Source organism: Paenibacillus sp. Soil750 (assembly GCF_001428045.1).
GTDB classification, from domain to species: Bacteria; Bacillota; Bacilli; order Paenibacillales; family NBRC-103111; genus Paenibacillus_E; species Paenibacillus_E allorhizoplanae.
Map to the genome: position 1 here is coordinate 57,159 of NZ_LMSD01000007.1, position 26,849 is coordinate 84,007.

The following is a 26,849-nucleotide window of genomic DNA, read 5'->3' on the forward strand; positions in this document are numbered from 1 at the left end:
CTCGGGGTTACTTTTTATTGTTCAACGCTTCATACAGCTGCGCAAGATTACGTTCAAGCTTATTGAGAATTTGTTTGCCTGGTAATTCGGAGATCAGTCCCGCTCGAATGGCAAAATCAATTTCTCTCGATAGTCCGTACATTTGCGTATCTAATACCTCTTCGTAAAGTGGACATTGACGTGTCGTCAAGTTTTCCATCTGAACTTCGATCAGCTTTTCGATTTTATCTGCATCTTCTTGAAGAAGATTAAGCGCCTTTTGATTCATATCCAGCAATAAATCAGATGAAGACATTCCCAACTTCCCCCTATACGCAAAGTCATCCGTCCTTATATGATCTATATTAAGCGAAATTGCCGTAATATACAAGAGAAGGTACCCTCAGAGATTCTGAGAATACCTTCTCTCTATTCAAAACTACTCTTGAACGACGTTTACGCCTAGATTATGCTTTGCAAATACTTCTGCCATAGCTGTTTTCGCTTCTTCAGCATCCGGTCCATGAACATGTAAATCATAGTTACTGGAGCTAAGTAGAGTCGTAAACAAGCCAAGGATACTTTTTACATCGATATACTTATTGTCGTATTGAAGAACGATAGATGATCTGAATTTATTAGCTGTTTGGGAAATCTCAACAATTGCTGCATTATTGGCACTTGGCATATTTCATTCCTCCATTATAGTCGCGTAATGAGTTGGTCGTCTTACTTCCTCTATGATAACTTGGAATAGGAAGGGAAAGCAACTACAAAATTTCCTGCATTCTCCATGTAAGCCCTTTATTTTGCCTTTGGAGCTAGAGCCCTCTTCACACTATTTCCTAGGAATACTAACAAGACCAATATCCCAAGCAATAAGAGCAATCTCCCCTTATACCGCTGAAAATGAAATAGATCATGCGCGATCATCGACTCCAGGAATACGATTGGGAGTTTCCCCAGTAGTGTACCCCATAAGAAATGCCGAAATTTCATTCGAGTTAGACCTGCGGAGAAATTAACAGCAGATGATGGCAATATCGGAATCAATCGTCCGATTAGTACATAGAAAAAGCCGTGTCTTTCCATCCGCTTGCTAAATTGCGTAACGATCGGAAAACGCTCCAGTTTCTTTTCTACCCAAGCATGTCCATAATAACGTGCAAAATAAAAGGAAGCAACGGCTCCTAAGCACGACATCACATAGTTCACAAGAAATCCCATTTTTATTCCAAATATCGCAACGTTAGTACCCGCTACGAGAACAAAAGGAATAAACGGGAAGAAGGTTTGGAAGAAAATCAAACTCATTCCAATTATTTTACCAGGCCAGCCGATGTCCCTTAAATGTCCGGACAATTGCCGCATATTACTGTGTGCAAGTTTAATGCCTACAGGATTAAAGAAGAAGAAATATAGCAAGCCAACGAGCACAATAAAAATACAAATAAGCAGTCCTGTACGTTTACTTTTAAATGCCGACAAAATTCGACCATCCTCCCTTAGACCAAATCATTGTAACATGTTACAACAGGTTCAGGAAGAGCAAACAGGTGATCGTCATCCTGACTCCATGCTCACTGGACTTAGAAATACGTTCAACTGGATACATACGATTGTATCTCGACCTCACATACCTGCTTAACAAAGGAAAAAGTGCCTGTCCGAAGACAAGCACCACTCTGCGTCAACCGATTTGAATTTGATTACGGCCATTATGTTTGGCCTGATAAAGAGCCATATCTGCTCGGTAGAAGAGCGATTCTACACTTATCTTATCCTCTTCCCAGTTCCAGTCCGATACACCGCAGGACACCGTAACTTGAGGCTGCGTCTCTTCCATTACACGCCTTCGAATGCGCTCTGCAATCCGAACCGCCTGATCCTTAGACACTTGAGGCAGATAGACAGCAAGCTCTTCTCCGCCCCATCTAGCCGCGATATCCATCCCTCTAATACTGGACTTGATGATCTGGCTGACATGAATAAGAATCTTATCACCAATTTGGTGACCATAAGTGTCATTCACTTTCTTGAAATTATCAATATCAACGACAATTAGAGACCCACAGAAGTCTTTCTTCTGCATCCAATTCGCTTGTTCATCCAAATAATGCCGAGCATAGAGCCCAGTTAAATTATCCGTAATCACCATTCGTTTCACTTCAGCATGCAAGGAGGCGTTCGTCATGGCTAGTCCAATATGGCTTGAGAGCACTTGCAAGAGCTTATAATTATCATAAGAGAAGAAGTTGGGCAAACGATGCACGATGAGGATTACCCCTTCTACGTTACCGTTTACAAGGATAGGCGAACCAATAAGTGAGCGAGAATTCGTTCGCTGCATCAAGCTTGAAGTCACTTTATCATTACTCCAATAGTCGGAAATAATGATCGGTTCTTTAGATGAGTAAATCAGACCTGAGAACCCTTGATCAAGCGTAAATGTTTCATGAAACATGGCAGGTAAGTTCGTAGCTTGAACAATAAGTTGATCACTATCTTTGGAGTTTTGAAGGATACAGCTATAATCAGCACCAAAAATACTTAAAATTTCACTAGACGCTGAATTAAAAATTTCATTTAAACGTAAACTTTGATTAAGCTGTTTGGTAATTTCATTAATGAGTCGCAATTCGTTAATCATTAGATTCGATTGCTCGTACAGTTTCGCATTTTCAAATGCTGTACCTGCAGAGTCCGCTAAGAGCGAAATGAATTGTAAATCCGACTCATCAATTAGTTCATCCGTAAACTCCATGTACAGAACACCATACACGCCTTGTTTCCCTGATAAAGGTGCCGCGATGTTGCCCGAACTTGAAGCGCTCCCTCTTAGGGTTGGCTCAAAAATGACTTGACCTTCCATAAAAGCTCGCGTTCGAATATCGGACTCTGTCCGTTGGAAGTTCAAAGGCTTAACGGACAAATTCGTTGAATCATTATCTTGTGAAAGAAGTAAATCAACACGCGTGTTGGGGTAAACACGCCCCAGACAATCAATAACTTCTGTCAAAACAGAATGTACATCAATCTTCGCAAGTAGTTTCTTGGATGCTTCAAAAAGAATGACGTGCTTTTTGGATTCCATTTCCTTCATATGATGAAGGTTATTTAAACGATCGTACTTTCTACGTTCTTCAACATTTTGGATGGAACTTTGAAAGGAAAGTGCAAGACTATATAGCAACTGTGCTAGATTTTCCATATTTATACGAGATTGGGTAAAAAGACCTAAATAAAATTGAATTTTACCAAGATTATCCATAACTGGCGTAACAGCAATCAAATACGCTGTCAGTTCTCGCGCATGCCAGTCATCGCCATTCATTAATTGCAAATAACCTGCACTTTCACAGCGGGCAAGCGGATTATCTCCTTGATCTGCAACTTTCCAAGAAGTACCTGGTTGCAGGTACTTGCTTATCGAAGGCGTGTCGTTCGAACAAGCGTCGATCACACACAGATGCTCGTTTGCGCATAACAGTGCAGTTTGCGAGGGCAGCATGTTCGGACCGAATTGCTGATTCCAGTTTTCAAATACTTGGTGTAAGTTTGGGTTTGCCTGCAAACCCTCGTAAGAAAAGTTGCCAGAAAGTATAAAGCCTTGCCGAAGAAACACGTCAAAGTGTTCTGTGCGACTATGCTTTTGTATACTGCGAAGTTCACTCATAGGCTCTCCTTCACTCACTAACAATAGTCCTGAAGTACCAATTTAAAACTACTTATTCCTATCATACTATTTTTTCACATCTATTGCACGATATTTTCCTCTCATTCTGGCGATGAGAGACTTGACACTTGCTCTTGTTTTTAATAAAATTAGAAGTCGAGTAACACCATGATTTCGGTGAATGCCATTTGTGATCACCCTCACTGCTTTTGCTCCTGACAAGACAGCGGCTGAACTACTCTTGACAGGGAATCACTTTATGATTCGTAAGCAAAATCGGGCACTTGTCTTCACCCTGACATCTAGATGCTATTTACAAACTAATTGTCATGAGAAGGAGTTTTCCCTATATGTCACGTTATACAGGACCTAAATTCAAATTAAGCCGTCGTGTTGGTATTTCCTTGAGCGGTAACGGTAAAGACTTGAAACGCCCATTCCCTCCAGGTCAGCATGGCCCAGGACAACGCAAAAAAATGAGCGGTTACGGCGTACAATTGAACGAGAAGCAAAAACTTCGTCACATGTACGGTTTGAACGAAAAACAATTCCGTAACTTGTTCGACAAAGCATCCAAGCTTAAAGGTATTGCCGGTGAAAACTTCATGGTATTGCTTGAAAGCCGCCTAGACAACTTGGTTTACCGTCTTGGTCTTTCCAACTCCCGTGCAGGTGCTCGTCAACTAGTTGCTCATGGTCACGTAACTGTGAACGGCAAAAAAGTTGACATCGCTTCTTACATCGTATCCACTGGTGATGTGATTTCACTTCGTGAAAGAAGCAAAGGCCTTTCCACTGTGAAAGAAGCTCTTGCTAACCGTAACTACCTTCCAACTTACCTTGAGTTTAACGACGCAAGCGTAGAAGGTAAATACATCCGTTTACCAGAACGTTCCGAGCTTCCACAAGAAATTGACGAAAAACAAATCGTCGAGTTCTACAGCCGTTAATAAAAGCAACCCCCTTAGGGATTTCCCTAAGGGGGTTATTTTGTTGCCTAAGCTTTATTCAAATTTGACGAGGAAGTAATTCTTCTTACCGCGGCGAATAATGAGATAGGAATCACCTAGTCGACCCAATTGTTTCGTCGTCGCTTCCAGGTCCGTCACCTTCACACCGTTCACTGTTACGGCTCCGCTTTCAATGTCTTGGCGCGACTGGCGTTTGGATGGTGCTGCTCCCACAGAAATAAGAAGATCAATCAACGCGACGTCATCTTGTTCTAATGTTGTTGAAGGTACATCCTTGAACGCTTCTTCAATTTCAACACGTGATAGTGACTGGATATCCCCACTGAATAAGGCAGATGTGATATTAAGCGCACTCTCTAGCGCCTCTCCCCCATGTACGAGCTTCGTAACTTCGCGAGCTAGCACTTTCTGAGCTTCTCTCTTCCCTGGTTGTGCGACTACTTCAGCTTCAAGTCTTTCAATTTCTTCCTGGGATTCAAATGTGAAATATTTCAGGAATCGGATAACATCATTGTCCGCAGTTCCTAACCAGAATTGGTAGAACTGATACGGTGAAGTTTTGCTTGCATCCAGCCAAATAGCTCCGCCTTCCGTTTTACCAAACTTCTGCCCATCGCTCTTCGTAACAAGTGGCAATGTCACACCGAAAGCGCGGCGATCTGTTGATTTGCCAATAAGCTCAAGTCCAGCCGTAATATTCCCCCATTGGTCACTTCCACCAATTTGAACGGAACAGTTCTTTGTTTCATTTAGCTTCAGGAAATCGTAGGATTGAAGAATCATGTAACTGAACTCTGTAAACGAAATCCCTTTCGTAATACGAGAATCCACAGAATCCTTAGCTAACATGTAGTTCACTGTAAAGTTTTTGCCTACATCGCGTAGGAATTCAATCACGTTCAGGGAGCCTAACCAATCGTAATTGTTCACTAACTCAGCACTGTTTTCAATTTCAGTTGAGAAATCAAGGAAACGTGAGAGCTGATTTTTAATACTTTGAGACCATGCCTCAACGACTTCAGGTCCGTTCAATGTACGTTCATTCGCCTTACCACTCGGATCACCAATAAGCCCAGTCCCACCGCCTACCAAAGCTAAAGGAACATGTCCAGCAAGCTGAAATCTTCGCAATGTTAAAATGGGAAGCAAACTGCCAATATGCAAGCTATCAGCTGTTGGATCAAAGCCGCAGTACAGGACAACGCGCTCTTCACTCAGCTTCTTGTCTAAACCTTCTCTATCCGTAATTTGATGCAGCAAACCGCGAAACTCTAAATCCTTCAGAATACTCATGTACAACCATCCTTTATTATGAAATGAAAAAACAAAAAAGCCTTCTTATCCCAAAGGGACGAGAAGACTTGACTCGCGGTACCACCCTAATTAAAACAGCAGTTACGTACATCTATAACGGAAGTCGTAGGCACGGCGTGCTATTTTCACTCAAGAACCGATAACGAGGTTTAATCGGTAAATACTACTTGTGCAGGCACATTCCTGCAGGTTCCCATTTACTGCTCAAGACCGTAATTCACTAACCTGCAGGTACCGGTTCGCACCCTCCACCGGCTCTCTGAAAGCATCCACAAGCTACCTACTGCTGATCCATCAACGCATTTGTACTTGTTATAACACAGGAATCTGATGGTTGTCAAACCGAGAACTGAACCTTTCTCCCATCAGCATTACCGCAAAAGGTGCAATTATGGTATACTATTAGGGGTCATGTAAGGAGGATATTGGAACTTATGCGTAATTTTTTCGCGAAATGGAATCGTCCCTGGGTTAGAACGACATTTAAAGTAATTGGAATTTCATTAAAATGGGCCATTATTTGCGTGTTTTTGGCTGGCTTGCTAGGTGGATCCGCCGCTTTCGGATATGTAAGTGCACTAGTTAAAAAAGATCCTATCCGCAGCGAAGATGCGATTCGACAACAAATGCAAGAGAATGCCATCACAGGGTTCGCCTACTTCAATGATGATGCTGTGATTGGACAATTACGGACCGAAGAAGATCGACGTCTTGCACAACTCGAAGACATCCCGCAGAACTTGTTAGACGCCGTCCTCGCCATTGAGGATAAAGATTTCTACAATCATCGCGGCATCGATTTCCGTGGTCTCTACCGTGCAGTCACACAGAAGCTTCTGAATGAAGATGTGCAAACCGGTGGAAGTACAATTACGCAACAGCTAGCTAGACGTGTTTTCCTCACACTTGATCGCGATGACGGCCGTAAAGCAAGAGAGTTGCTGCTTGCACTTCGGATGGAACGCATCATGTCGAAGGATGAAATTTTACTTGCTTACCTAAATAAAATCCCATACGGCAATGGGGCAACGGGTTATAATCTTTACGGCATTAAAGCCGCTGCCAAAGGTCTGTTCAATATCGATGATTTAGCCAAATTGAATATTGCACAAGCCGCTTATTTAGCCGGATTACCTCAATCTCCATCACAATATTCGGCTTTTACAAGTAAGCCAGCTTTCGATGAGGATGGTTTCAAAAAAGCGGTAACGCGTCAGCAATTAGTATTAAAGCGGATGATGGAAGAAAACAAAATCACTAATGATCAATATCAAGATGCCTTGAAATTCGATCTTAAAGCTTCCATGCCAGCAGCAGCTCAAAAAGCGTATACGACCTACCCTTATCTAATGATTGAGACCGAGCAGGAAGCGTCCGAGATTTTATTGAAGCTTCAACATCCTGAGCTTGATCCGAAAACGAACCAAGCCGCTTATAATGAAGCACTCAAAAGCATACATACACAGCTATTACGCGGCGGTTATCAAATCTACACCACGATTGATAAAACAATTTATGATTCGATGCATGAGATATCAAGCAATGAGAAGAATTTCGCACCTACGGATGAGAAAAAAGGCGGCATAGAGCAAGTTGGTGCCATCATGATTGATTCCAAAACAGGTGCTATCACAGGAATGATTGAAGGTCGTGACTTCTTCGACGAGCAGCTGAATCATGCTACACAAGCCTACAGGCAGCCTGGGTCTACAATGAAGCCAATTGCTGCTTATATCCCTGCACTTGAAAAAGGGGTCATTCAGCCTGCCACCATCGTAGATGATATCCCAATCATTCTCAAAGATGGCGTTAAAGGCTTCCATCTACCAGAGAACTGGGACCATAAATTCCATGGTCTGATGACGGCGCGCAGAGCTTTAAATCAATCCTATAATATCCCAGCTATCGATATATTCCTCAATAAAGTAGGCATTTCGCAAGCATGGGATTTCGCTAAGAAACTAGGTATTACGTCTCTTACCAAAGAGGATAATGTCGCACAAACCGGTGTTATAGGTGGTTTAAGTCGTGGAACCTCGGTCAAGGAATTAGCAGGTGCATATGCATCTATTCCGAATAAAGGCGTGTTTAATGCACCGTACTTAATTCGTGAAATTAAAGATTCGAATGGCAAGACCATTTATGCTCATGAGCAGAAGCCCCAAACCGTGTACTCACCGCAAACAGCTTACCTAATAACGGATATGATGAAAACCGTTATTAGCAATGCTAGCCAAGGGACAGCTACGGATCTCATGAAAAAATTCAAATCATACGGTAAAATCGAGATCTCTGGAAAAACTGGCTCCACACAGGATGATGCTGATGCTTGGTTCATGGGCTTCACCCCTGATGTAACTGTCGGTGTGTGGATCGGTTATGATCAGCCGATTAATAAGCTGTCTTCCAAAACGGGCCAAACCAATCATGCAAAAGATATTTGGGCGCTCATCTTGAACAAAACAATTGAGCAAAAACCAAATCTGTTCCCGAACAAAACATTCGCGAAGCCAGATGGTATCGTTTCATCAACAGTCTCCAGCTTATCCGGCATGCTTCCAAGTGAACTGACGACAAGCTCCGAACATTTGGTGACCGATATTTTCAACAAAAAATATTTGCCTACAGCAACCGATAATGTCATGGTTAAAATGAAAATCAGTTCGCTAAATGGGCTCAATTATGTAGCTCAAGAAACAACACCTGCTGATTTCGTATCAGAGAAAGTCGTGATTAAACGACAAAAATCGATCACCCAATTATTAAAAGAAATCGATGAAGCGATGCAAAAGCTTCCTGAGAAAAGCAGAAAGCCTATCGATTTCTATAAGCCAACTGACTATGACGTAGATGCTCCTTCCGAAGTTGATCCAAGGGTTGACGATGGGAAAGCACCTCCAGCACCTCTGAACGTCGTGACAGTCAAATCAGGTGATACGGCGACAATTACTTTCCAACCGAACGCGGATGCAGATATCGTAGGCTATCGCATTTATCGTTCGGATAATCAAGGCAAGTTCCAGCTCATGGGAGGTAAAGTCGTGCTGGCAGGTGCAGAAGCGAAGTTTGTTGATCAACTTCAAACGGCAGCTATAACAGGCTACTATGTCACTGCTGTTGATGTAGCAGGTAAAGAATCCATACCAAGCCGGTCCTCTTATACGGATGGTAGCTCTCTAGATTCATTAATTATCCCTGGTGTCGATAGCAATGGCAATCCTTTGACAGATCTTACTATCCCATCACCAGGTACAACGAATGGTGGAACGGGAGCTGGCACTCCTACGGGCAAGCCGGTATCCAAGGATGCTCCTTCTGCACCTACGGGCATCAAGGCAAAGGCTGAAGAAGCCTCACTTGTCCTAACATGGAAAGCGAATGATGCCAAAGACAAAGTCAAACAGTATATCGTGTACTTTAGCGATAAAGAAAAGGGCACTTACACGAAGCTAGGCACCGTTGAGAATGGAACTGAATTCCATTACTACGCGGCAGCTTTCAATGGCTATTATAAAGTAACAGCCATTAATGAAGCTGGAGAGTCTAAATTCTCTGCCACCATCGCTTATAATAAATAAGCGTAATTGAAGAAGAACCTGGCTGCTACCAGGTTCTTCTTTTTTTGATGCACAAAAAAAACTTTCTCTGCACCACTAAAGGTACGGAGAAAGCTAGATGAACCTTAATTAATCTTCAATTGTCGATAAGTCACCTGTCGGAAGGTTAAGCTCCCATGCTTTAAGCACACGACGCATGATCTTCCCGCTGCGTGTTTTTGGCAGCTTGTCCTTGAATTCAATCTCACGCGGAGCCGCATGCGCAGATAGACCTTCCTTAACGAACTTAGAAATTTCAGCTTTCAGTTCATCAGAAGCAACAAAGCCTTCACGCAACGCGATAAACGCTTTGATGATTTCTCCACGCATAGGGTCTGGTTTCCCAATAACCCCAGCTTCAGCAACAGCTGGATGCTCAACAAGCTTGCTTTCAACTTCAAATGGACCTACGCGCTCACCTGCCGTGTTAATCACATCATCCACTCGACCTTGGAACCAGAAATAACCATCCTCATCTTGATAAGCGGAATCTCCGGAAACGTACCAGCCTGTCAAACGGAAATACTCTTCATACTTGGACGGGTTATTCCAAATTTTACGCATCATCGATGGCCAAGGTGTTTTGATCGCGAGGTTCCCCATCCGATTCGGAGGCAGAACATTACCCGCATCATCGATAATGGCAGCATCAACACCTGGAATTGGACGACCCATAGAGCCTGGTTTAATCGTCATGGAAGGATAGTTACAAATCAACTGTCCGCCTGTCTCTGTCATCCACCACGTATCGTGAATACGTTGATTATAGACCTTCATACCCCATCTGACGACTTCCGGATTCAATGGTTCACCAACACTTAATACATGACGAAGTGCCGACAAATCATAGCTTGCAGAAACATCATCGCCCGCCCCCATCAACATACGGAAAGCTGTTGGCGCACTGTACCAAACGGTTACTTTATATTTCTGAAGTGTATTGTACCAATCCTGCGGACTGAAACGTCCTCCGCGAATTACATTCGTCGCACCATTCAACCATGGAGCGAAAATCCCGTAGGAAGTCCCTGTAACCCAACCTGGGTCTGCCGTACACCAGTAGATGTCATCTTCTTTTAAATCAAGAACAATTTGTCCCGTATAGTAGTGCTGCAACATCGCATTTTGAACGTGGAATACACCTTTCGGTTTCCCAGTTGATCCGGATGTATAATGAATAATTAATCCATCTTCACGGTCCAACCATTCAATCTCAAGCTCTGTAGAAGCGTTTGCCATTTCTTTATGATAATCAACTTGTCCTTCACCAAGCTCGATGTTCTCCCCTACAAGGATCACATGCTTAAGGTGTGGAAGTTCACTATAAGGAACACGTGATAATTGGCTAGGCGTCGTGATAATCGCAACCGCTTCACTATCTTCCAATCGATCTCGAACTGCTGTTTCCATGAATGCTTCAAAAAGTGGTCCAACAACCGCGCCTACTTTGAGTGATCCCAGTAAAGAATAATACAGTTCAGGTGTCCGTGGCATGAAAATGAAAACTCTCTCACCTTTGCCAATGCCTAGATTTCTAAGCACATTACCAAACTGATTGGATCTTTCCTTCATTTGTCCAAAAGTAATCGCTTCATCACGTGTGCTGTCGCTGTAATATAAAGCAATTTTGTCCTTCTTCCCGCCTTCCGCATGACGGTCAATGGCTTCATAGGCCATATTCACTTTACCTGTTTCGTACCAGGAGAAGTTTTTCTCGATGTCTGCCCAATCAAATGTCGCATGTGTTTGTTCGTAATTAGCCATGTTTGGATTAAGGGATACTGATTTAATGAGTTCATCTTTAATTTGATCCATAAACGTAAAACCCTCCTCACGAAATAAACCGCTTTCACTTTACTGATGAATTCGAGCAAAATGTGATCGATTTTTGACATGTTCTATTATAACATACTCAGAATATTTCGCCTATGTTTAAGTTTTGCTATGATTTCAAACAAAAGTTTGGTATAAAATTACTATGAATCCAAAATAAACACTACGCCGTCCTTCATGGATGGAAGCGTTTATGGAGAAATATAACCGACTAATTATGTGAAACATATAAATTCTTATATTTTCAGTAAAGGAAACGCCCATCATGCTGTTTTTTAGAAGGAGAGCAAAAGTTATGCAGCATATCAAGATCTACCACTCACAAAGCTTGCGCACTGCTCCCGATCAACCTGAAATTATAATTGAGGGTCCCGTTTCACCAGAAAAATTGCAGGAACTTACCATGCACGCGAAGCTTGACGCCTTCCGGAGACCGAAAGAACAACTCGAAGCACTCATCGAGATTGCCGGGTTACCTGAAGGACGAATCATACTTGCGAGAGATGGATCCACCATTGTCGGTTACGTTACCTTCCATTACGCAGATGAAATTGAGCGATGGTCACAAGGCAATATGAAGGATTTAATTGAACTCGGTGCGATTGAAGTCGCTGATGATTACAGATCGATTGGTTTAGGCAAAAAAATGATACAGCTTGCATTTGAAGATGATCAAATGGAAAATGTCATTTGCTTCACAACCGAGTATTATTGGCATTGGGATTTGGAAACGAGTAAATTAACCGTTTGGGAATATCGTCAAATGATGGAAAAGCTCATGAAAAGCGTTGATATGATCTGGTTTGCAACCGATGATCCAGAAATTTGCTCACATCCCGCCAACTGTCTGATGGTGAGAATCGGGAAGCAGGTACCCATCTCGTCAGTCGAGCAGTTTGATCGCGTGCGTTTTCAGCAGCGCTTTATGTATTAGCTCCATGAGATGTAGTTAGCAGCAGATCTTCAAACGAAATTGTTAGCCAATTCGGGGGAATTTGGAAATGGACATGAAGTTTACGGAACCTGTGTTTATCTATGATGATCAAGAGATTGAATATAAATTTAATGATACACATCCTTTTAATCAGGATCGTCTCATTATGACCGTTGATTTACTGCGTAAATCTGGCGCACTTCCAGACAAGGCGGTACTAACGTCTCGCTCAGCGACTGATGCAGAACTCTTGCGGGTGCATTCAGCTAGTTATATCGAGGCAGTAAAAGCGCTAAGTGTTCCTGCTCCTGAGGAACGCTGGGTGCGTGAAGCAGCCCGTTTCGGGCTCGATACAGACGACACGCCCTACTTCCCAGGGATGCATGACATCACTGCGAAGGTCGTAGGCGGCTCTATCCTTGCCGTAGACCTTGTTATGACCGGCCAAGCGCCTCATGCCTTACATTTAGGCGGTGGCCTCCACCATGCCCTGCAGAGCAAGGGTGCGGGCTTCTGCGTCTATAATGACGCATCTGCGGCGATCGCTTACGCCAAAGAGAAGTATGGCGCTAAGGTGCTCTACATCGATACAGACGTACACCACGGCGATGGTGTGCAGTGGAGTTTCTACGCCGACCCGCAGGTCGGCACGCTCTCCATTCACGAGACGGGGAAATATTTATTCCCAGGCACGGGGGCTGTGAACGAACGCGGAGAAGGCGACGCGTTTGGAACGAGTGTAAACATCCCGGTGGAGCCTTACACCGAGGATGATTCTTGGCTGGAATGTTTCAGCGAGGTGCTAACCGAGCTGATCGCCCGCTTCCAGCCGGACGTCATTATCTCGCAGCATGGATGCGATGCCCATGCTTTCGACCCGCTCGCGCATGTGCATTGCTCCATGCGCGTGTACAAGGCCATGCCCGAGCTCATCCATCGACTTGCGCACCAATGGTGCGAAGGTCGGTGGGTCGCGCTCGGGGGCGGCGGGTACGACATCTGGCGTGTCGTACCGCGGGCTTGGAGCCTGCTCTGGCTTGTGATGAGCGAGCAGGCGATTATGAGTCTGCTGGAGGCGGAGCCCCAGCTGAGGCTGCCCCAGGCGTGGCTAGACGCCTGGCAGGACAAAAGCCCCGTCCCACTCGTGGAGACGTGGCTCGACCCGGTTGAAGCTTGGGCGCCGATTCCAAGGCGCCAGGTGATCACCGAGAAGAATCGACAGACCAAGGAACTAGCGATGATGTATTTGAAATAATTCGTTCCAAAATTGAGAAAAGCTCAGATCACCGCCAACTAAGCGATGTTCTGAGCTTTATTCATGGGGTAGCTGTTTTACAGCTGCTTCACCATATCTTCAACCATTTTATACGAATTCTCCGATGCAATCACCGTAAACTCCGCGAAATTCACATGCGCAGAACCATCTGCTTTGTCGGACATGGAGCGCAAAACAACATAAGGTATGCCATTCATCGCACATACTTGCGCAACAGATGATCCTTCCATCTCCACACAGACACCATTCAGCTCTTGATACAAACTAGCTACTACTTCTCGGCTTGCAATGAATTGGTCACCTGAAAGTACTCTACCCTGCTTCACTTTACCTGCAAACAATTTCTCTCCCGAAGCTACAGCTAGCTCTACGAGTTTGCGATCAGCCGCGTACACAGAGTTCTCAGCGTACGGAATAACGCCGCGCGGAAATCCTAATGCTGTCACGTCCATATCATGCTGTACACATTCTGTGGAAATAACTAGATCGCCAATTTGTAATTCAGGATCTAATGCCCCAGCTACACCTGTGAAGATAACAGCTTCTACACCGAACTGATCAATTAGAATTTGCGTGGTAACTGCAGCATTCACTTTCCCAACGCCTGTGCGACAGACAACGACATCTTTACCGAAATAAGTACCTTCTCGAAATGTAATGCCTGCTTTTACCGTTTCGCTTATATCTGTCATATGAGCAACGAGCAGCTCAATTTCTTCATTCATTGCTCCGATTAATGCGATTTTGTTCCAAGTCATATTAATTTCCCTCTCTCTATTCCTACATGAGAAAACCTCTATCGCACCTCTTCCAGATTGGAAGGACACGATTAGAGGTTTATTTTTCACTTAAGCTCGAGCTTTTACCGAGTGACGATTAATGATTTCATGCGGTAAAATAACTTGCATATTTTCTGTTGATTCTTTATTCATCAGCTTCGTCAGTAGTCGCATCGACACAGCTCCGATATCATACATGGGTTGAGCTACCGTCGTTAATGTAGGTCTTACCATGGATGCCATGCGGATATTGTCCACACTGATTACAGCGATATCTTCAGGAACGCGAAGCCCATTGTCTTGAATCGTATGAATAGCGCCAATTGCCATTTCATCCGTTGCCGAGAAAATGGCGGACGGTCTAGGAGAAAGCTCCAAGAAATAGTTGACTGCATCCACGCTTGACTCATAACGGTAATTACCAATCCGTACATACTCATCACGTACTGGAATACCAGCCGTTTCAAGTGCGCGTTTGTAACCTTGATATCTAGCGAAGCCATTCGCTGGATCCTGTAGAGTTCCAGAAATCATCGCAATATCGCGATGCCCTGCTTCAATAAGTACGTTCACTGCATCAAATGCAGCTGCCTCATGATCAATATCAACGGATGCCATCGCTTGGTTCTCATCCTTCGTGCCACATAGGACAACGGGAACGGATGACGTACGGAAAGCTTGAATATGTTCTTCCGTAACAACACCACCCATGAAGAGCAACCCGTCAACTTGTTTCTCAAGCAACGTGTTGATGACACGAATTTCTTTCTCTTTCTTCTTGTCCGCATTACACAAAATAATATTGTAATGGTACATATTCGCAATATCCTCAATTCCACGCGCTACTTCAGCAAAAATAGAATTGGATATATCGGGAATAACAACGCCAACCGTTGTCGTCTTTTTACTTGCTAATCCTCTAGCTACCGCATTTGGACGGTAACCCAATCGTTCAATCGCTTCAAAAACTTTCTTACGGGTTTGCGGCTTCACGTTCGGGTTATTATTAACGACCCGAGATACGGTTGCCATGGAAACGCCTGCTTCTCTCGCTACATCATAAATGGTTACGGTCACGGTTACTCTCTCCATTTTCACAAGTATTCTGCGAACCTAGTATATTATCGTTATGATACGACAAATTAATCCATCTTGCAATGCAAAATGAAAATGCTTTGAAAATAATTTTCATTTTATTTTCAAAAGAGTCACAAATAGAATAAAAGCCAACCTCTTGTCGAGATTGGCAGCCCATTTTTAGGTTGAAATTGCGCTTTGAGTGATTTGAGATAACCGTTTACGAATTTCCTCCGCCCATGGCTCATCGCCTAGCGATTGCGCTAGCAATAAGATGTCCAACAGCTCATTGATTCGTTCCTCCACAATTTTCTCCATAGAATCATTCATACGCTCTTTTTCTGTTACTTTTAACAGCAGAAAGGCAACCTCCGAAACTTCATGGAAGAAGAATTGCTGCTTCTCTGGTTTACTACCCAGCCTACCGATCAGACCGGTAAGTTCAGGCTTTACATGAGGTACGACCTCACTTCGTCCACAGGCCTCACAGGAATAGATAGGAACATTCTCGATATCTACTTTACTTTGATAAATAACCGTGCGCAGACGAAGGTTCATCGTGCGTCCGCACTTACAATACTTTTGCATTCTAACACTCCTTCACTGACAGGCGGCATGTACATTAGTTGCTTGTACTAAGTTATTCTACGATGTCATCAGATTTCCTTCTGATCGATACATAGTAGTTTTTGCCACCTTTGGAAGCGAGTTGTTACTTTGCCTGTTGCTTGCTAAACGAGATAACTTCATCCACAAAGCGTTTGGAAAATGCCGGAAGATCCGGTGGTCTACGCCCTGAAATGATATTGCGATCCACAACCACTTCTTCATCAAGCCAAATTGCCCCAGCATTTTCGATATCGTCGCGAATGCCTGGCGTGGACGTCATCGTATAGCCTTGAACAATTTTGGCAGAAATCAAAACCCAGCCAGCATGACAAATCTGCGCGATAGGCTTCACATCCGCATGAAACTCCTGCGTTAGTCTAAGCACATCGGCATAACGACGAAGCTTGTCAGGTGCCCAACCACCAGGTACATAAAGACCAACATAATCCGAAGATTTCACTTCATCGAACGCATAATCCGTCGTGATGGGTACGCCATATTTGCCATGATATACGGTCTTCGCTTTAGGTCCAACAATATCTACAATTGCTCCTGCTTCGCGCAACCGGTAGACAGGATACCACATTTCCAAATCTTCAAATTCTTCATCAACAAAGGCTAGCACCTTCAGACCTGCTAATTCCATACTAATTACCTCCTACAATGGATTCCGTTTGTTCCGTTTGAGCAAGAAGCTCCAAGATTTCATCACTTGTTTTGCAAATTAGAATACGATCTACTAATGCCTTGCATGTCGCGGCATCACTGCTAAGCAGTCTGTGCTTGACTTGCAAGAGCGTCTGAACCGATATGCTCAGCTCCTCAATGCCCAGTCCAAGCCAAATCGGCAGAGCCCGAATATCTCCAGCCATTTCCCCGCATACGCCTACAGGAATGCCAACACGCTTGCCTGCGTCGATCACGAGTTTGAGTAATCGAATAACGGCCGGATGATAAGGATTATATAAGTGCGCGATATTCTCGTTCATTCGATCAACAGCTAGAACATATTGAACTAGGTCATTCGTACCAATACTCATGAAATTCACTTCACTGGCAAGCACATCGGCAATGATGGCAGCAGCTGGTACTTCAATGGTAAGTCCTACCTCAATATTAGCATTAAAAGGCACACCAAGACTACTTAGCTCCAGCTTCGCTCTTTCCAAGTGCGCTTTCGCTTGACGCACCTCTTCTATGGAGGTCACCATAGGATACATGATCTTCACATTCCCATAATGACTAGCTCTTAAGATCGCTCTTAGCTGCGTCATAAAGAGATCCGTTCGATCCAGAGAGATGCGAATGGCCCGGTAGCCTAGGAAAGGATTATCTTCTTTGGCTAGCGGCATATAATCAAGTTTCTTATCGCCGCCAATATCCAGGGTTCGGATCACGATTGGACGTCCTTTGAGCTGCATGGCCGCGTGGCGATAGACCTCAAATTGCTCCTCTTCACTAGGCAATGAATCACGATCCATATACAAATATTCTGTACGAAACAGCCCTACACCTGAAGCGCCATTGCGCAATACTTGGTCAATTTCCATAACCGAATTAATATTCGCATGTAGATTGACCAAGCTTCTATCTAATGTCAGCGGAGCTACATCGGCAATTTCTTGCAAGCTTTCCTTGAACTCAAGCCAGTTTTTCTTACGCGCTTGATAACGTTCTATTGTGATCTTGTCCGGGTTAATATACAAGGTGCCTTCTTGACCATCAATAATCAGGAAATCACCATTTTGAATAGGACGCAGCAGCTTCCCTTCTAATCCAAGTACATAAGGAACAGACATCGCTCTGGCCATAATCGACACGTGCGAGTGTGTTCCTCCTAGAATAGTCAACAGTCCTAGCACATTCGTTGGATCCAAATGAGCAAGCTGTGAAGGGGTCAGCTCCTTCGCAACTAAAATATAAGGATGATCAATCGGTGGGACTGTTGTGCTTGTATCCCCCAATAAATGCTTCAAGAGTCGATTACCGACATCTTTAATATCTAAGGCACGTTCTTTCATGTATTCATCATCGATTAAATTGAACATTCCTACAAATTTGTCAATGACTTCTTTCACCGCGACTTCTGCGGCTTTATATTGCAGCTCAATAATACCTTGAATCTCATTCATGAAAATAGGGTCTTCCAAAATAGCCAAATGTGCATCAAAAATATAGGCTTGTTCTTGCCCAACCACTTCTTTGATCTCTTGTTTGATTAGCTCTAGTTCATCCTTGGAATGCCGAATACCATCATACAATCGCTCGAATTCATACGCTAAATCCGTCACATCTATCATTTTCTCTGGAAAATCCCATTCCCAAGTGGGAATAACAAACGCTTGACCCATTGCAATTCCTGATGACGCGCCTACACCTCTAATCATCCGTTCGTCCCCCCCTCGGATTTAGTCGGCTTAAGGACAACGGACATAACAGAGCCTTGGCCTTTCTTAACTGGCTTAAACGGAGCAAAGCTCCATGATTTCACAACATCTGGATTCGTAATTATCATAGGTGTTGCTAAGGAAGAAGCAAATTTCTTAACTTTGTTATAGTTGAACTTCACTAGAAGCTGTCCTGCTTCCACACGATCGCCTTCCTTCACCACCGCATTAAAGCACTTCCCTGGTAAGCTGGACGTGTCAATTCCGATATGCAGGAGAACTTCAAGCCCTTCATCCGTTAGAATCCCAAGCGCATGCATCGTCGGGTAAATGTGCATAATGGTACCTGCTACAGGGGAAACCAACTCACCTTTTTCAGGAATAAAAGCAACACCATTCCCGACGAGTCGAGATGCAAAGATACGATCGGGAACTTCTTCAATGGGGATCATACGTCCCTGCATCGGAGATGTAAATAAGACGACATGAATATCTTTGCGTAATACCTTCATTATTTCTTCACGTATAAGCTCTGAAAATGTTCCAAACACGACTTGAACATTGCCTCCTCCAAGACGTATGACGCCTGCTGCTCCTAAGTGTCGTAATGCCGTGATGTCCATCAGACGATCATTGACAAGCGTAAGTCGCAATCGGGTAATACAGGCTTCAATCTTCTTAATATTGTCTTTCCCACCAAGTGCCTGCAGAATTAATGGAGAACGATACGGTATGTCCCCGGCCCACTCTTCTAGCGATGAGCCTTCTTCCCTACCCGGTGTAGGAATTCGGAACTTCTGAATCGCCCATCGGAATAAGAAATAATACAGTAAACCATAGACCAGACCAATCGGAATCAATAATAAGCCATTGTGTGATAAGTGCAGATTAATGATGTAGTCAATAGCCCCAGCTGAATATGAGAATCCATGGTGGATATTTAACTCATAAGCGATCCACATAGCTACACCCGAAAGGATAGCATGAATTACGAACAAATAAGGTGCTACAAAAAGGAAAGCAAATTCAATCGGCTCTGTCACACCAGTTAGAAAGGAAGCCAATGCAGCCGTTAAGAATGTAGCTTTGATCTTCGGCTTTAAATCTTCCCTCGCTTCACCGATAATCGCAAAAGCAATAGCTGGTAATGCAAACATCATGATCGGGTACAACCCAGCCATATACATCCCTGCAGATGGATCGCCAGCGAAAAATCGCGGCAAATCACCATAGGCGTATTGTCCAGATGGCGTCTCGTACGCCCCCACTTGAAACCAGAAAAAGTTATTCAAAATATGATGTAAACCCGAAGGTACGAGCAAGCGATGAGCAATCCCATATATGAATGCACCGAATCCGCCTAATCCAAGTAATCCGCTAGATATTTTGCCCATAACCGTCTCTAGAAAAGGACCAATCCCGATCATAATATAAGAGACAATGAGTGTTGCGAGGCCCATAACGAGCGGCACCATCCGAGGTCCACCGAAAAATTGTATGTACTCCGGAAGCTTAATCTCCTTGCAGCGGTGATAGATGATTGCGGCCAGCAGCCCAATCAAGATCCCGCCAGAAACGCCTAATTGAAATTGTGTGCCCAGCCCATGCTCGATGAGTCGGGTAAACATGAAATACCCTAGCATAGCCGATAAACCAGCTATTCCGGCACTTTCTGTTAATCCCAATGCCACCCCAACAGCGAAGATAATGGGAATATAATCAAAGATTGTATTTCCAGCCAATGACAGCATTTCCCCAAAGCTTGAAGCATGTATGTTATCCCAAGGTAAATCCCCTAGACAAAGCAGCACAGCAGCAATAGGAAGCGCAATGGTAGGCAGCATTAAGGAGCGGCCAAGCTGTTGTAAGTTCCCCATCCAGTTCAAACGAATGCTAACCTCCTAAAAGTTTTCGTCAGAAAACTGACTTCGTAAGCATCTTACCTTAGCAATTTCGAAGAGTATTTTCCATAATCATAAGATTCTCTTATCAAATCGTAAAGCTTGTTCGTGCTTTTGTCAAAAAAAATAAGCAGATCGCGTGTACCATCAAGGTTATTCTACATAGTAAACGCAAAAGTTGACTAAGTCCCCTAAAAGCTGTCATACTTTACTTGTACCCCAAATTCATGATTCAAGGAGGAAATACGCTTATGTCTTATGATGTTATTATTATTGGTGCAGGTCCTACCGGCGCGAGCGCTGCGCTTTTCACTTCAAAAGCAGGCAAGAAAACGCTCGTCATCGACAACGAGCAAAGTGTTACGAAGCGTGCATGGATCGAGAATCACTATGGTGTTGAAGCGATTGGCGGGCCCGATTTAGTTGAAATCGGCAAGAAACAAGCCGCTAAATTCGGAACTGAATTCGTTCATGGCAAAGCGACTCAGCTTGTAAAGAATGAAGATAGTTTTGAGATCACCACAGAAAATGGTACATATACAGGTAAGCACGTTATTCTAGCTACTGGTTTATCCGTTGAACTTGTAGAAGCTGCTGGAATCGCGACAAAAGAAGGTACTGAGCCGAGAATTAAATCTATTGTTGACTGTGATGCACAAGGAAATACAAGTCTCAAAGGTGTATGGGCAGCAGGTACGACGGCTGGTGTCAGCATGCATACGATTATCACTGCTGGTGATGGAGCCAAAGTCGCTATCAATGTGATTAGTGAACTTAACGGTGCTCGTTACGTTGATCACGATGTGTTGAAAGCCTAGTTCCTACGTATGAGAAAACCGCTAAGCGCTCTCCTGTAAAGGAGATCGACTAGCGGTTTTTTTGGTTTGACACTTACTTCTAACGCGACCTGGATTAATTGTTACGCGGGTTCAGTATCGCATCTTCCACTTTAATGCAGCGATCCATGATAACTTCTAAGCCAGCTTCACTAGCAATACGTCCTGCTTCTTCATTCACAATATCTAACTGCAACCAGAAAACTTTCGCCCCAATCTTAACTGACTCTTCAGCCACTGGAACAACCTGATCAGCTCGACGAAATACATTCACAATATCAATAGGCTCAGGAATGTCCGATAACGATGGATAGCATTTCTCACCTAGAATTTGATCCGCATTCGGATTAACAGGAATAATTCGGTATCCTCTGCTTTGCATAGCGGCTGATACCATATAAGATGTGCGATCTGGTTTATCGGATAAACCTACTACAGCGATATTTCCTGCATTGGCAAGCAATTCTTTGATATGTTCCCTAGACGGATTCTCAAATGTCATGTGGATCTCTCTCCTATTTATTCAAGTAGGTTAGACCTTGTTTCCCCATTGCTTCCCAAGTTTCAATAAACTGTGCTTTACTCACTTTCACTTGCTTTTTTCCACTTAATGGGTCATTTAAGTAAACATTCGTTTCGTCAAATCCTACAAGGACAACAGCATGTTCCGAATACGTTGTCTTTAGAGGACCGATTGGCGTATCCCACGTTACCCATTTGTACGGTAGATTGTAGTCAATTGTCGTCCAGACGATAACTGGGATCCCATGCGCCACTTGCTGCTCATACAATTCAAAAGCTTCCCCTGTTATATTAATCGCTTGAGGGATGTAGTCTTTCATAAGCGGAAACAATCCTGCGGAATAGATGCCAAAGCCTCTTTTCTTACGTGTTACGTCCCCAACGAAGCCGGAGTTCGGATTACCCCAATATGCGATGTTGCCGCCCGCATCCAAGGTTGCTGGTGTCATGTCTGTAGGCATTTCGGCGACTAATTCCATCTTTGTTTTGTTTACACCATAGTATTTCAGCAGCATCGTGAGGCTTGTGATCTCACAGCCAGCCGGCAGCTCAGGCAGTTGTTGTACGATGGGGACATCCAACATCGCTGATTTGACTTGTGCAGGCGCTGGCGACGGTGTCGGCTTCACGGTGGCCTTCAACGTAGCGCCGGGTTTATCAACTGCTAAGACTACTGGACCAGAAGCGAATAAAGCTGGTTCTTTCCCTGTAGCCTTCGCATAAAGCAATACAGCAAATACGCTGCTCGCAAATGTAAGACCTGCTACGAGAAACAATCCAAACGTCACTTTCAATCCTTGCCAAATAATCCTCATGCTGACTCACCCATTCAATGTAATTGAGATTCTAGGACTCGCTCACTAGCTCAACCTGTGCGCCAATGGAGCGCAAGTGGTCGAAATATTGTGGATACGACTTCGCCACATGGTGGGCATCCCGAATCGTTAAACCCTTCTCAGAGCGTAGACCAACTACAGTTAATGCCATGATGACCCGATGATCGAAATGCGCGTTGATTTCTACGCCACCTTCAACCCCTTGTGGTTTACCATGAACAATAATTTCACTCTGACGCTCTTCTACATCAGCTCCAGCCTTGCGAAGCTCATTCAAATAATCTGTGATACGATCACACTCTTTATACCGTAGGTTCTCAACATTGTAGAAACGCGAAGTACCTTCTGCAAATACAGCTGCAGCAACCATAGCTAGTACAGCATCCGTGAAATGATCACCATCGAATTCTCCAGCAACTAGACGCTGATTCCCACGAACATGTACAACACCATTGTCGTGCGTAAGATCTACGCCCATTGCCTTCAGAACATCCACACAGGCCTTCTCACCTTGCTTGCTGTTCTCTTCTAGACGAAGTACTCGCACATCGGAATTCGTAACCGCAGCGGCAGCAAGAATGGCTGCTGAACCTGGATAGTCGCCTTGGATGACATATTCTTTGGCTTCATAGGATTGTCCACCTGGAATACGGTAGTGCATCAAATCCTCACTTGCATGAACCACGATGCCCGCCTGCGCTAATACTTCAAGCGTTTGCCCTACAATAATTTTGGACTTCAAATCATGTAGAACTTCAATTTCACTGTCTTCTTCCAATAATGGCGTCATAAACAATAAAGAACTCAGGAACTGGGAACTCACATTACCCGAAACGGTGATTTTGCCGCCGCGAGGTTGTCCCCCTTTAATTGTTATCGGCAGACGACCGTTATTATGTTGTACTTCTACGCCCATTTGTTGCAAAGTATCGATTAAATCATCGTGAGGACGTTTACCCAATGATTCTGGATACGTATTAACAAATGTCACTTCCGGACAGAAAGCAGCCGTAGACATCAAAAAGCGTAGAACAGCACCAGCATTCCCAACATTCAATTCAGACACATGCTTAGGATTCTTGCCGAAGCCTGTGATAATAATTTTCTCATCATCTTCTTCTATAATAGCGCCAAGATCACGTACACATCGTCTCATAGCATCACTATCTTCACTATGAGCTGGGTAATAGATTGTGCTTGTCCCATTAGCTAGCGCACCGATTAGCAAGTAGCGTGTAGTGTAGTTTTTGGAGGATAAAGCATTAATTTCCCCTTGGAGATGGGAGGTTGGTTTTACGATGGCTTTCATGTCGTTTGTTAACTCCTTCGCAAGTAGTTTATATGTATATCCAGCAGAATGAATGCCAAAAAACCAATCATCAGCAGGATGATAGAGATCCTAAGATTTATTGACAGTGTACCATACGAAATCTAACTTGGGAACCTTCTCCCCTAGCAGATGTATCAAGGAAAAGCTAGATAAAGAAACACTTCGTTTGACATCACGTCGTTATATTTCTATCATACTAAGTAAGAAGCTTTCTTCTGAAAATACAAACATGGAGGCGTATCATGGACACGATTCTACCATCAGAGATCAAAGCAAGACTCGCACAAGGGGAGCAGTTAACACTTATTGACGTTCGCGAAGATGAGGAAGTAGCTGAAGGCATGATTCAAGGCGCAATACATATTCCATTAGGCCAATTGCCAGAGCGGCTTAGCGAGATCCCACAAGTCGACGAAGTCATTTTAGTATGTCGTAGTGGAAATCGAAGCGGACGCGCACTAGGCTATCTAGAAGCCAACGGTTATAAAGGTCTTAAGAATATGACCGGTGGCATGCTGGAGTGGGAAGATTAAGCTGAAGAGCTTATCTTCTCCTTAATGGCGCACCGCTTGCTGAATGATGCGATCTGCAATTTCATCCTCGCTTAAGTCCGTCGTATCAATAGACGTATGAGCGAAATCATAGGCATGCTTTCTTTGTTCCATTAACGTATGAACACGTTCTTCCAAATTACCTTGCAGCAAAGGCCGATTCGTATCCGCACTCACTCTTTGGATAATCGTTTCCGCCGTTGCGTGCAACGCAACAACAAAGCCATGCTGCAACATGCAAATTCGATTAGATTCTGCAAGTACCGCACCTCCGCCAGTCGCAACAACTTGTCCCTCGCTATCTAATATACGTGCCAGCGTCTCGGTTTCCAGAGCGCGAAAGTGTGCTTCTCCATGATCCCGAAATAATTCAGGAATGCTTGTCTGTTGAACTTCTTCTAACACGGCGTCAGAATCACAAAAACTCCATCCTAAACGCTCGGCAAGCTTCTTGCCTACGGTTGATTTCCCTGTTCCCATAAATCCAACAAGTACAATATTTCTGACTGTCACACAAATCCCCTTTTCCCATATGCTAGTCATACAAACTTTCCCAACATCATACCATAGCCCTTACAGCATGAATACAATCCATTAAAAAATCATATAGTAGTGTGAATAAATTCTAGCACAAACAGTTAAGATTTTAGAGAGACCACGCCGATAAGGAGAGATGGAGCTTTGAACCCAACTGTGCTGCAGCAAAACCAAACTACCGCCTTGACGAACCGCACACAACGCAAACTGGAGCAAATTTTGCACCCAAGCTATACACTATGCAAAGAGGATGTCGTCTGGATTTTAGAGTTTATTAAGAAAAAAGTGGCTGAAGAAGACCCGATGATGCAAGGTCTAACTCAACCACGATTATTAAGAAATTTCCGTTATTTTGCTGAGATATCTCTCATGCTCATCCACAAACGCAACGGCTTCGATCAAGAAGCTGATCGTCTGAAGATGTGGCTGCGAGAGGCAGCCTACGGCTTACAAGATGAGAAATAACTACTCGTTACCCATCCAGTTGTAGTGGAAGGATCCTTCTTTGTCTACACGTTGGAACGTATGAGCACCGAAGTAATCACGTTGTGCTTGTAACAAGTTAGCTGGCAATCTTTCTGTACGGTAGCTGTCATAGTAAGCAAGTGCGGATGCGAAAGAAGGAACTGCGATACCACGAGCAACCGCTTCTGCAACCACTTGTCTCCATGAACCTTGGTAGTTATGAACTACGTCTGTGAAGTAAGAATCAAGCAACAAGTTTTTCAATTCAGGATTGCGATCATACGCATCCTTGATATTTTGAAGGAAACGAGCGCGGATGATACAACCGCCACGGAAGATCATTGCGATGCTGCCGTATTTCAAATCCCATTTGTATTCTTCGGAAGCTGCTCTCATTTGAGCGAAACCTTGTGCATATGAACAAATTTTGCTTGCGTAAAGAGCTTGACGAACAGCCTCAATAAACGCTTTGCGATCGCCTGTGAATGCTGGAGCATCAGGTCCTTTGAGTACTTTGCTTGCTGCTACACGTTCTTCCTTCATCGCAGAGATGAAACGGGAGAATACGGATTCTGTGATGATAGAAAGCGGCACGCCAAGGTCCAGAGCACTTTGACTGGTCCATTTTCCTGTTCCCTTTTGTCCTGCGGAATCCAGAATCACGTCAACCATTGGTTTGCCTGTTTCAGCGTCATATTTCGTGAAAATATCACGAGTGATTTCGATCAAGTAGCTGTCCAGCTCCCCGTTGTTCCACTCCGTGAAGATCTCATGAAGCTCTTCTGTGCTAACGTTAAGTACATCTTTTAGCAATTGGTACGCTTCACAAATCAATTGCATATCTCCGTACTCAATACCGTTGTGTACCATTTTTACATAGTGACCCGCGCCGTCTGGCCCGATATACGTACAACAAGCATCTTCGCCAACTTTTGCAGAGATTGCTGTTAGGATAGGCTCTACCAATTTATACGCGTCTTCTTGGCCTCCTGGCATGATCGAAGGTCCTTTAAGCGCGCCTTCTTCACCGCCGGAAACACCTGTTCCAACGAAACGAATTCCGTGAGCTTCAAGCTCTTTGTTACGACGTTGTGTATCTGGGAAGAAAGCATTTCCGCCATCGATCAAAATATCGCCTTTATCCAAATGCGGAAGCAATTGGTTGATTGTATCATCTGTAGGTCCGCCTGCTTTGACCATAATCAAAATTTTGCGCGGCACTTCAAGGGATTGAACGAATTCTTCAACCGTATATGTACCTACAAGTTGTTTGCCTGGTGCTTCATTAAGAAGCTCTTTCGTTTTCTCAGCAGAACGGTTGAATACGGATACCGTAAAGCCTCTGCTTTCAATGTTTAATGCTAAGTTTTTCCCCATTACTGCTAAACCTACAACACCTATTTGTTGCTTAGACATGTCTCTCATACACCCTTCCGATAT

The 26,849-nt window shown here is 43.9% G+C and carries 24 protein-coding genes and 1 other annotated feature; of the genes, 7 read left to right on the forward strand and 17 right to left on the reverse strand.

The window, feature by feature from the left end; translation table 11 throughout:
* Positions 1-7: 7 nt before the first annotated feature.
* The 4 genes from ASL11_RS08425 to ASL11_RS08440 all read right to left on the reverse strand — a co-directional run bounded on the left by ASL11_RS08425 (position 8) and on the right by ASL11_RS08440 (position 3,655).
* The gene (locus ASL11_RS08425) at positions 8-295 is read right to left on the reverse strand and encodes a YlaN family protein (protein WP_056612445.1); all 288 of its coding nucleotides are present in this window, start codon (positions 293-295) and stop codon (positions 8-10) included.
* 123 nt (positions 296-418) lie between these two features.
* Complete coding sequence (locus ASL11_RS08430) at positions 419-667, reverse strand: HPr family phosphocarrier protein (RefSeq protein WP_056612449.1); 249 nt, start codon at positions 665-667, stop codon at positions 419-421.
* A 116-nt stretch (positions 668-783) separates the two neighbouring features.
* On the reverse strand, positions 784-1,467 hold the full coding sequence (locus tag ASL11_RS08435) for a TVP38/TMEM64 family protein (protein ID WP_235550425.1): 684 nt from the start codon (positions 1,465-1,467) through the stop codon (positions 784-786).
* Between the two features lie 202 nt (positions 1,468-1,669).
* Positions 1,670-3,655, reverse strand: a complete 1,986-nt coding sequence (locus ASL11_RS08440) for a sensor domain-containing diguanylate cyclase (protein ID WP_056612456.1) — start codon at positions 3,653-3,655, stop codon at positions 1,670-1,672.
* 350 nt (positions 3,656-4,005) lie between these two features.
* Here ASL11_RS08440 and rpsD point away from each other — a divergent pair, with 350 nt between their 5' ends.
* Positions 4,006-4,605, forward strand: a complete 600-nt coding sequence (gene rpsD / locus ASL11_RS08445; RefSeq protein ID WP_056612460.1) for a 30S ribosomal protein S4 — start codon at positions 4,006-4,008, stop codon at positions 4,603-4,605.
* Between the two features lie 54 nt (positions 4,606-4,659).
* Here rpsD and tyrS read toward each other — a convergent pair whose 3' ends face one another.
* Positions 4,660-5,919 (reverse strand): tyrosine--tRNA ligase, encoded by a 1,260-nt coding sequence (gene tyrS, locus ASL11_RS08450; protein ID WP_056612464.1) that lies wholly within the window; start codon positions 5,917-5,919, stop codon positions 4,660-4,662.
* A gap of 51 nt (positions 5,920-5,970) precedes the next feature.
* Positions 5,971-6,247: a binding site (T-box leader), on the reverse strand.
* A gap of 127 nt (positions 6,248-6,374) precedes the next feature.
* On the opposite strand from tyrS, the gene ASL11_RS08455 reads away from it, so the two are divergent.
* Positions 6,375-9,518: a transglycosylase domain-containing protein gene (locus ASL11_RS08455; RefSeq protein WP_056612467.1), complete on the forward strand. Its 3,144-nt coding sequence runs from the start codon at positions 6,375-6,377 to the stop codon at positions 9,516-9,518.
* A 108-nt stretch (positions 9,519-9,626) separates the two neighbouring features.
* On the opposite strand, the gene acsA is transcribed toward ASL11_RS08455, so the two are convergent.
* Positions 9,627-11,351 (reverse strand): acetate--CoA ligase, encoded by a 1,725-nt coding sequence (acsA, locus tag ASL11_RS08460; RefSeq protein WP_056612470.1) that lies wholly within the window; start codon positions 11,349-11,351, stop codon positions 9,627-9,629.
* A gap of 313 nt (positions 11,352-11,664) precedes the next feature.
* On the opposite strand from acsA, the gene ASL11_RS08465 reads away from it, so the two are divergent.
* Together ASL11_RS08465 and ASL11_RS08470 are read left to right on the forward strand one after the other, a co-directional pair.
* Positions 11,665-12,303 carry a GNAT family N-acetyltransferase gene (locus tag ASL11_RS08465; RefSeq protein WP_056612473.1) on the forward strand — a complete coding sequence of 213 codons (639 nt, stop codon included), beginning with the start codon at positions 11,665-11,667 and terminating at the stop codon, positions 12,301-12,303.
* 73 nt (positions 12,304-12,376) lie between these two features.
* A complete protein-coding gene (locus ASL11_RS08470) occupies positions 12,377-13,558 on the forward strand; it encodes an acetoin utilization protein AcuC (protein WP_056612687.1) in 1,182 nt (393 codons plus the stop codon).
* A 77-nt stretch (positions 13,559-13,635) separates the two neighbouring features.
* On the opposite strand, the gene ASL11_RS08475 is transcribed toward ASL11_RS08470, so the two are convergent.
* From ASL11_RS08475 to ASL11_RS08500, 6 genes are all read right to left on the reverse strand, one after another.
* On the reverse strand, positions 13,636-14,337 hold the full coding sequence (locus ASL11_RS08475) for a 5'-methylthioadenosine/adenosylhomocysteine nucleosidase (protein WP_056612476.1): 702 nt from the start codon (positions 14,335-14,337) through the stop codon (positions 13,636-13,638).
* Positions 14,338-14,427: 90 nt separating this feature from the next.
* The gene (gene ccpA / locus ASL11_RS08480; protein ID WP_056612480.1) at positions 14,428-15,435 is read right to left on the reverse strand and encodes a catabolite control protein A; all 1,008 of its coding nucleotides are present in this window, start codon (positions 15,433-15,435) and stop codon (positions 14,428-14,430) included.
* 180 nt (positions 15,436-15,615) lie between these two features.
* On the reverse strand, positions 15,616-16,023 hold the full coding sequence (locus ASL11_RS08485; RefSeq protein ID WP_056612481.1) for a hypothetical protein: 408 nt from the start codon (positions 16,021-16,023) through the stop codon (positions 15,616-15,618).
* 124 nt (positions 16,024-16,147) lie between these two features.
* Positions 16,148-16,690, reverse strand: coding sequence for a type 1 glutamine amidotransferase domain-containing protein (locus tag ASL11_RS08490; RefSeq protein WP_056612483.1), 543 nt, complete (start codon positions 16,688-16,690; stop codon positions 16,148-16,150).
* Between the two features lies 1 nt (position 16,691).
* Complete coding sequence (ptsP, locus tag ASL11_RS08495; RefSeq protein WP_056612485.1) at positions 16,692-18,431, reverse strand: phosphoenolpyruvate--protein phosphotransferase; 1,740 nt, start codon at positions 18,429-18,431, stop codon at positions 16,692-16,694.
* Positions 18,428-20,317: a glucose PTS transporter subunit IIA gene (locus tag ASL11_RS08500; RefSeq protein WP_056612488.1), complete on the reverse strand. Its 1,890-nt coding sequence runs from the start codon at positions 20,315-20,317 to the stop codon at positions 18,428-18,430. Before ASL11_RS08500 ends, ptsP begins: the two co-directional genes overlap by 4 nt.
* 266 nt (positions 20,318-20,583) lie before the next feature.
* On the opposite strand from ASL11_RS08500, the gene ASL11_RS08505 reads away from it, so the two are divergent.
* The gene (locus tag ASL11_RS08505) at positions 20,584-21,150 is read left to right on the forward strand and encodes an NAD(P)/FAD-dependent oxidoreductase (protein WP_056612490.1); all 567 of its coding nucleotides are present in this window, start codon (positions 20,584-20,586) and stop codon (positions 21,148-21,150) included.
* A gap of 94 nt (positions 21,151-21,244) precedes the next feature.
* Here ASL11_RS08505 and ASL11_RS08510 read toward each other — a convergent pair whose 3' ends face one another.
* From ASL11_RS08510 to aroA, 3 genes are read right to left on the reverse strand one after another with little or no spacing between them, the layout of a single operon-like run.
* Entirely contained in the window at positions 21,245-21,670 is a 426-nt protein-coding gene (locus tag ASL11_RS08510; protein WP_056612491.1) for a CoA-binding protein, read from the reverse strand.
* Positions 21,671-21,683: 13 nt separating this feature from the next.
* On the reverse strand, positions 21,684-22,505 hold the full coding sequence (locus ASL11_RS08515) for a C39 family peptidase (RefSeq protein ID WP_056612493.1): 822 nt from the start codon (positions 22,503-22,505) through the stop codon (positions 21,684-21,686).
* Between the two features lie 31 nt (positions 22,506-22,536).
* Positions 22,537-23,835: a 3-phosphoshikimate 1-carboxyvinyltransferase gene (gene aroA, locus ASL11_RS08520; RefSeq protein WP_056612495.1), complete on the reverse strand. Its 1,299-nt coding sequence runs from the start codon at positions 23,833-23,835 to the stop codon at positions 22,537-22,539.
* 263 nt (positions 23,836-24,098) lie between these two features.
* Here aroA and ASL11_RS08525 point away from each other — a divergent pair, with 263 nt between their 5' ends.
* The gene (locus ASL11_RS08525; protein ID WP_056612497.1) at positions 24,099-24,389 is read left to right on the forward strand and encodes a rhodanese-like domain-containing protein; all 291 of its coding nucleotides are present in this window, start codon (positions 24,099-24,101) and stop codon (positions 24,387-24,389) included.
* Positions 24,390-24,410: 21 nt separating this feature from the next.
* Here the strand turns inward: ASL11_RS08525 and ASL11_RS08530 are convergent, their stop codons facing one another.
* Positions 24,411-24,920, reverse strand: coding sequence for a shikimate kinase (locus ASL11_RS08530; protein WP_157256858.1), 510 nt, complete (start codon positions 24,918-24,920; stop codon positions 24,411-24,413).
* Between the two features lie 168 nt (positions 24,921-25,088).
* On the opposite strand from ASL11_RS08530, the gene ASL11_RS08535 reads away from it, so the two are divergent.
* Complete coding sequence (locus tag ASL11_RS08535; RefSeq protein WP_235550426.1) at positions 25,089-25,409, forward strand: hypothetical protein; 321 nt, start codon at positions 25,089-25,091, stop codon at positions 25,407-25,409.
* On the opposite strand, the gene gndA is transcribed toward ASL11_RS08535, so the two are convergent.
* Positions 25,410-26,825, reverse strand: coding sequence for an NADP-dependent phosphogluconate dehydrogenase (gene gndA, locus ASL11_RS08540; RefSeq protein WP_056612501.1), 1,416 nt, complete (start codon positions 26,823-26,825; stop codon positions 25,410-25,412).
* Positions 26,826-26,849 lie beyond the last annotated feature (24 nt).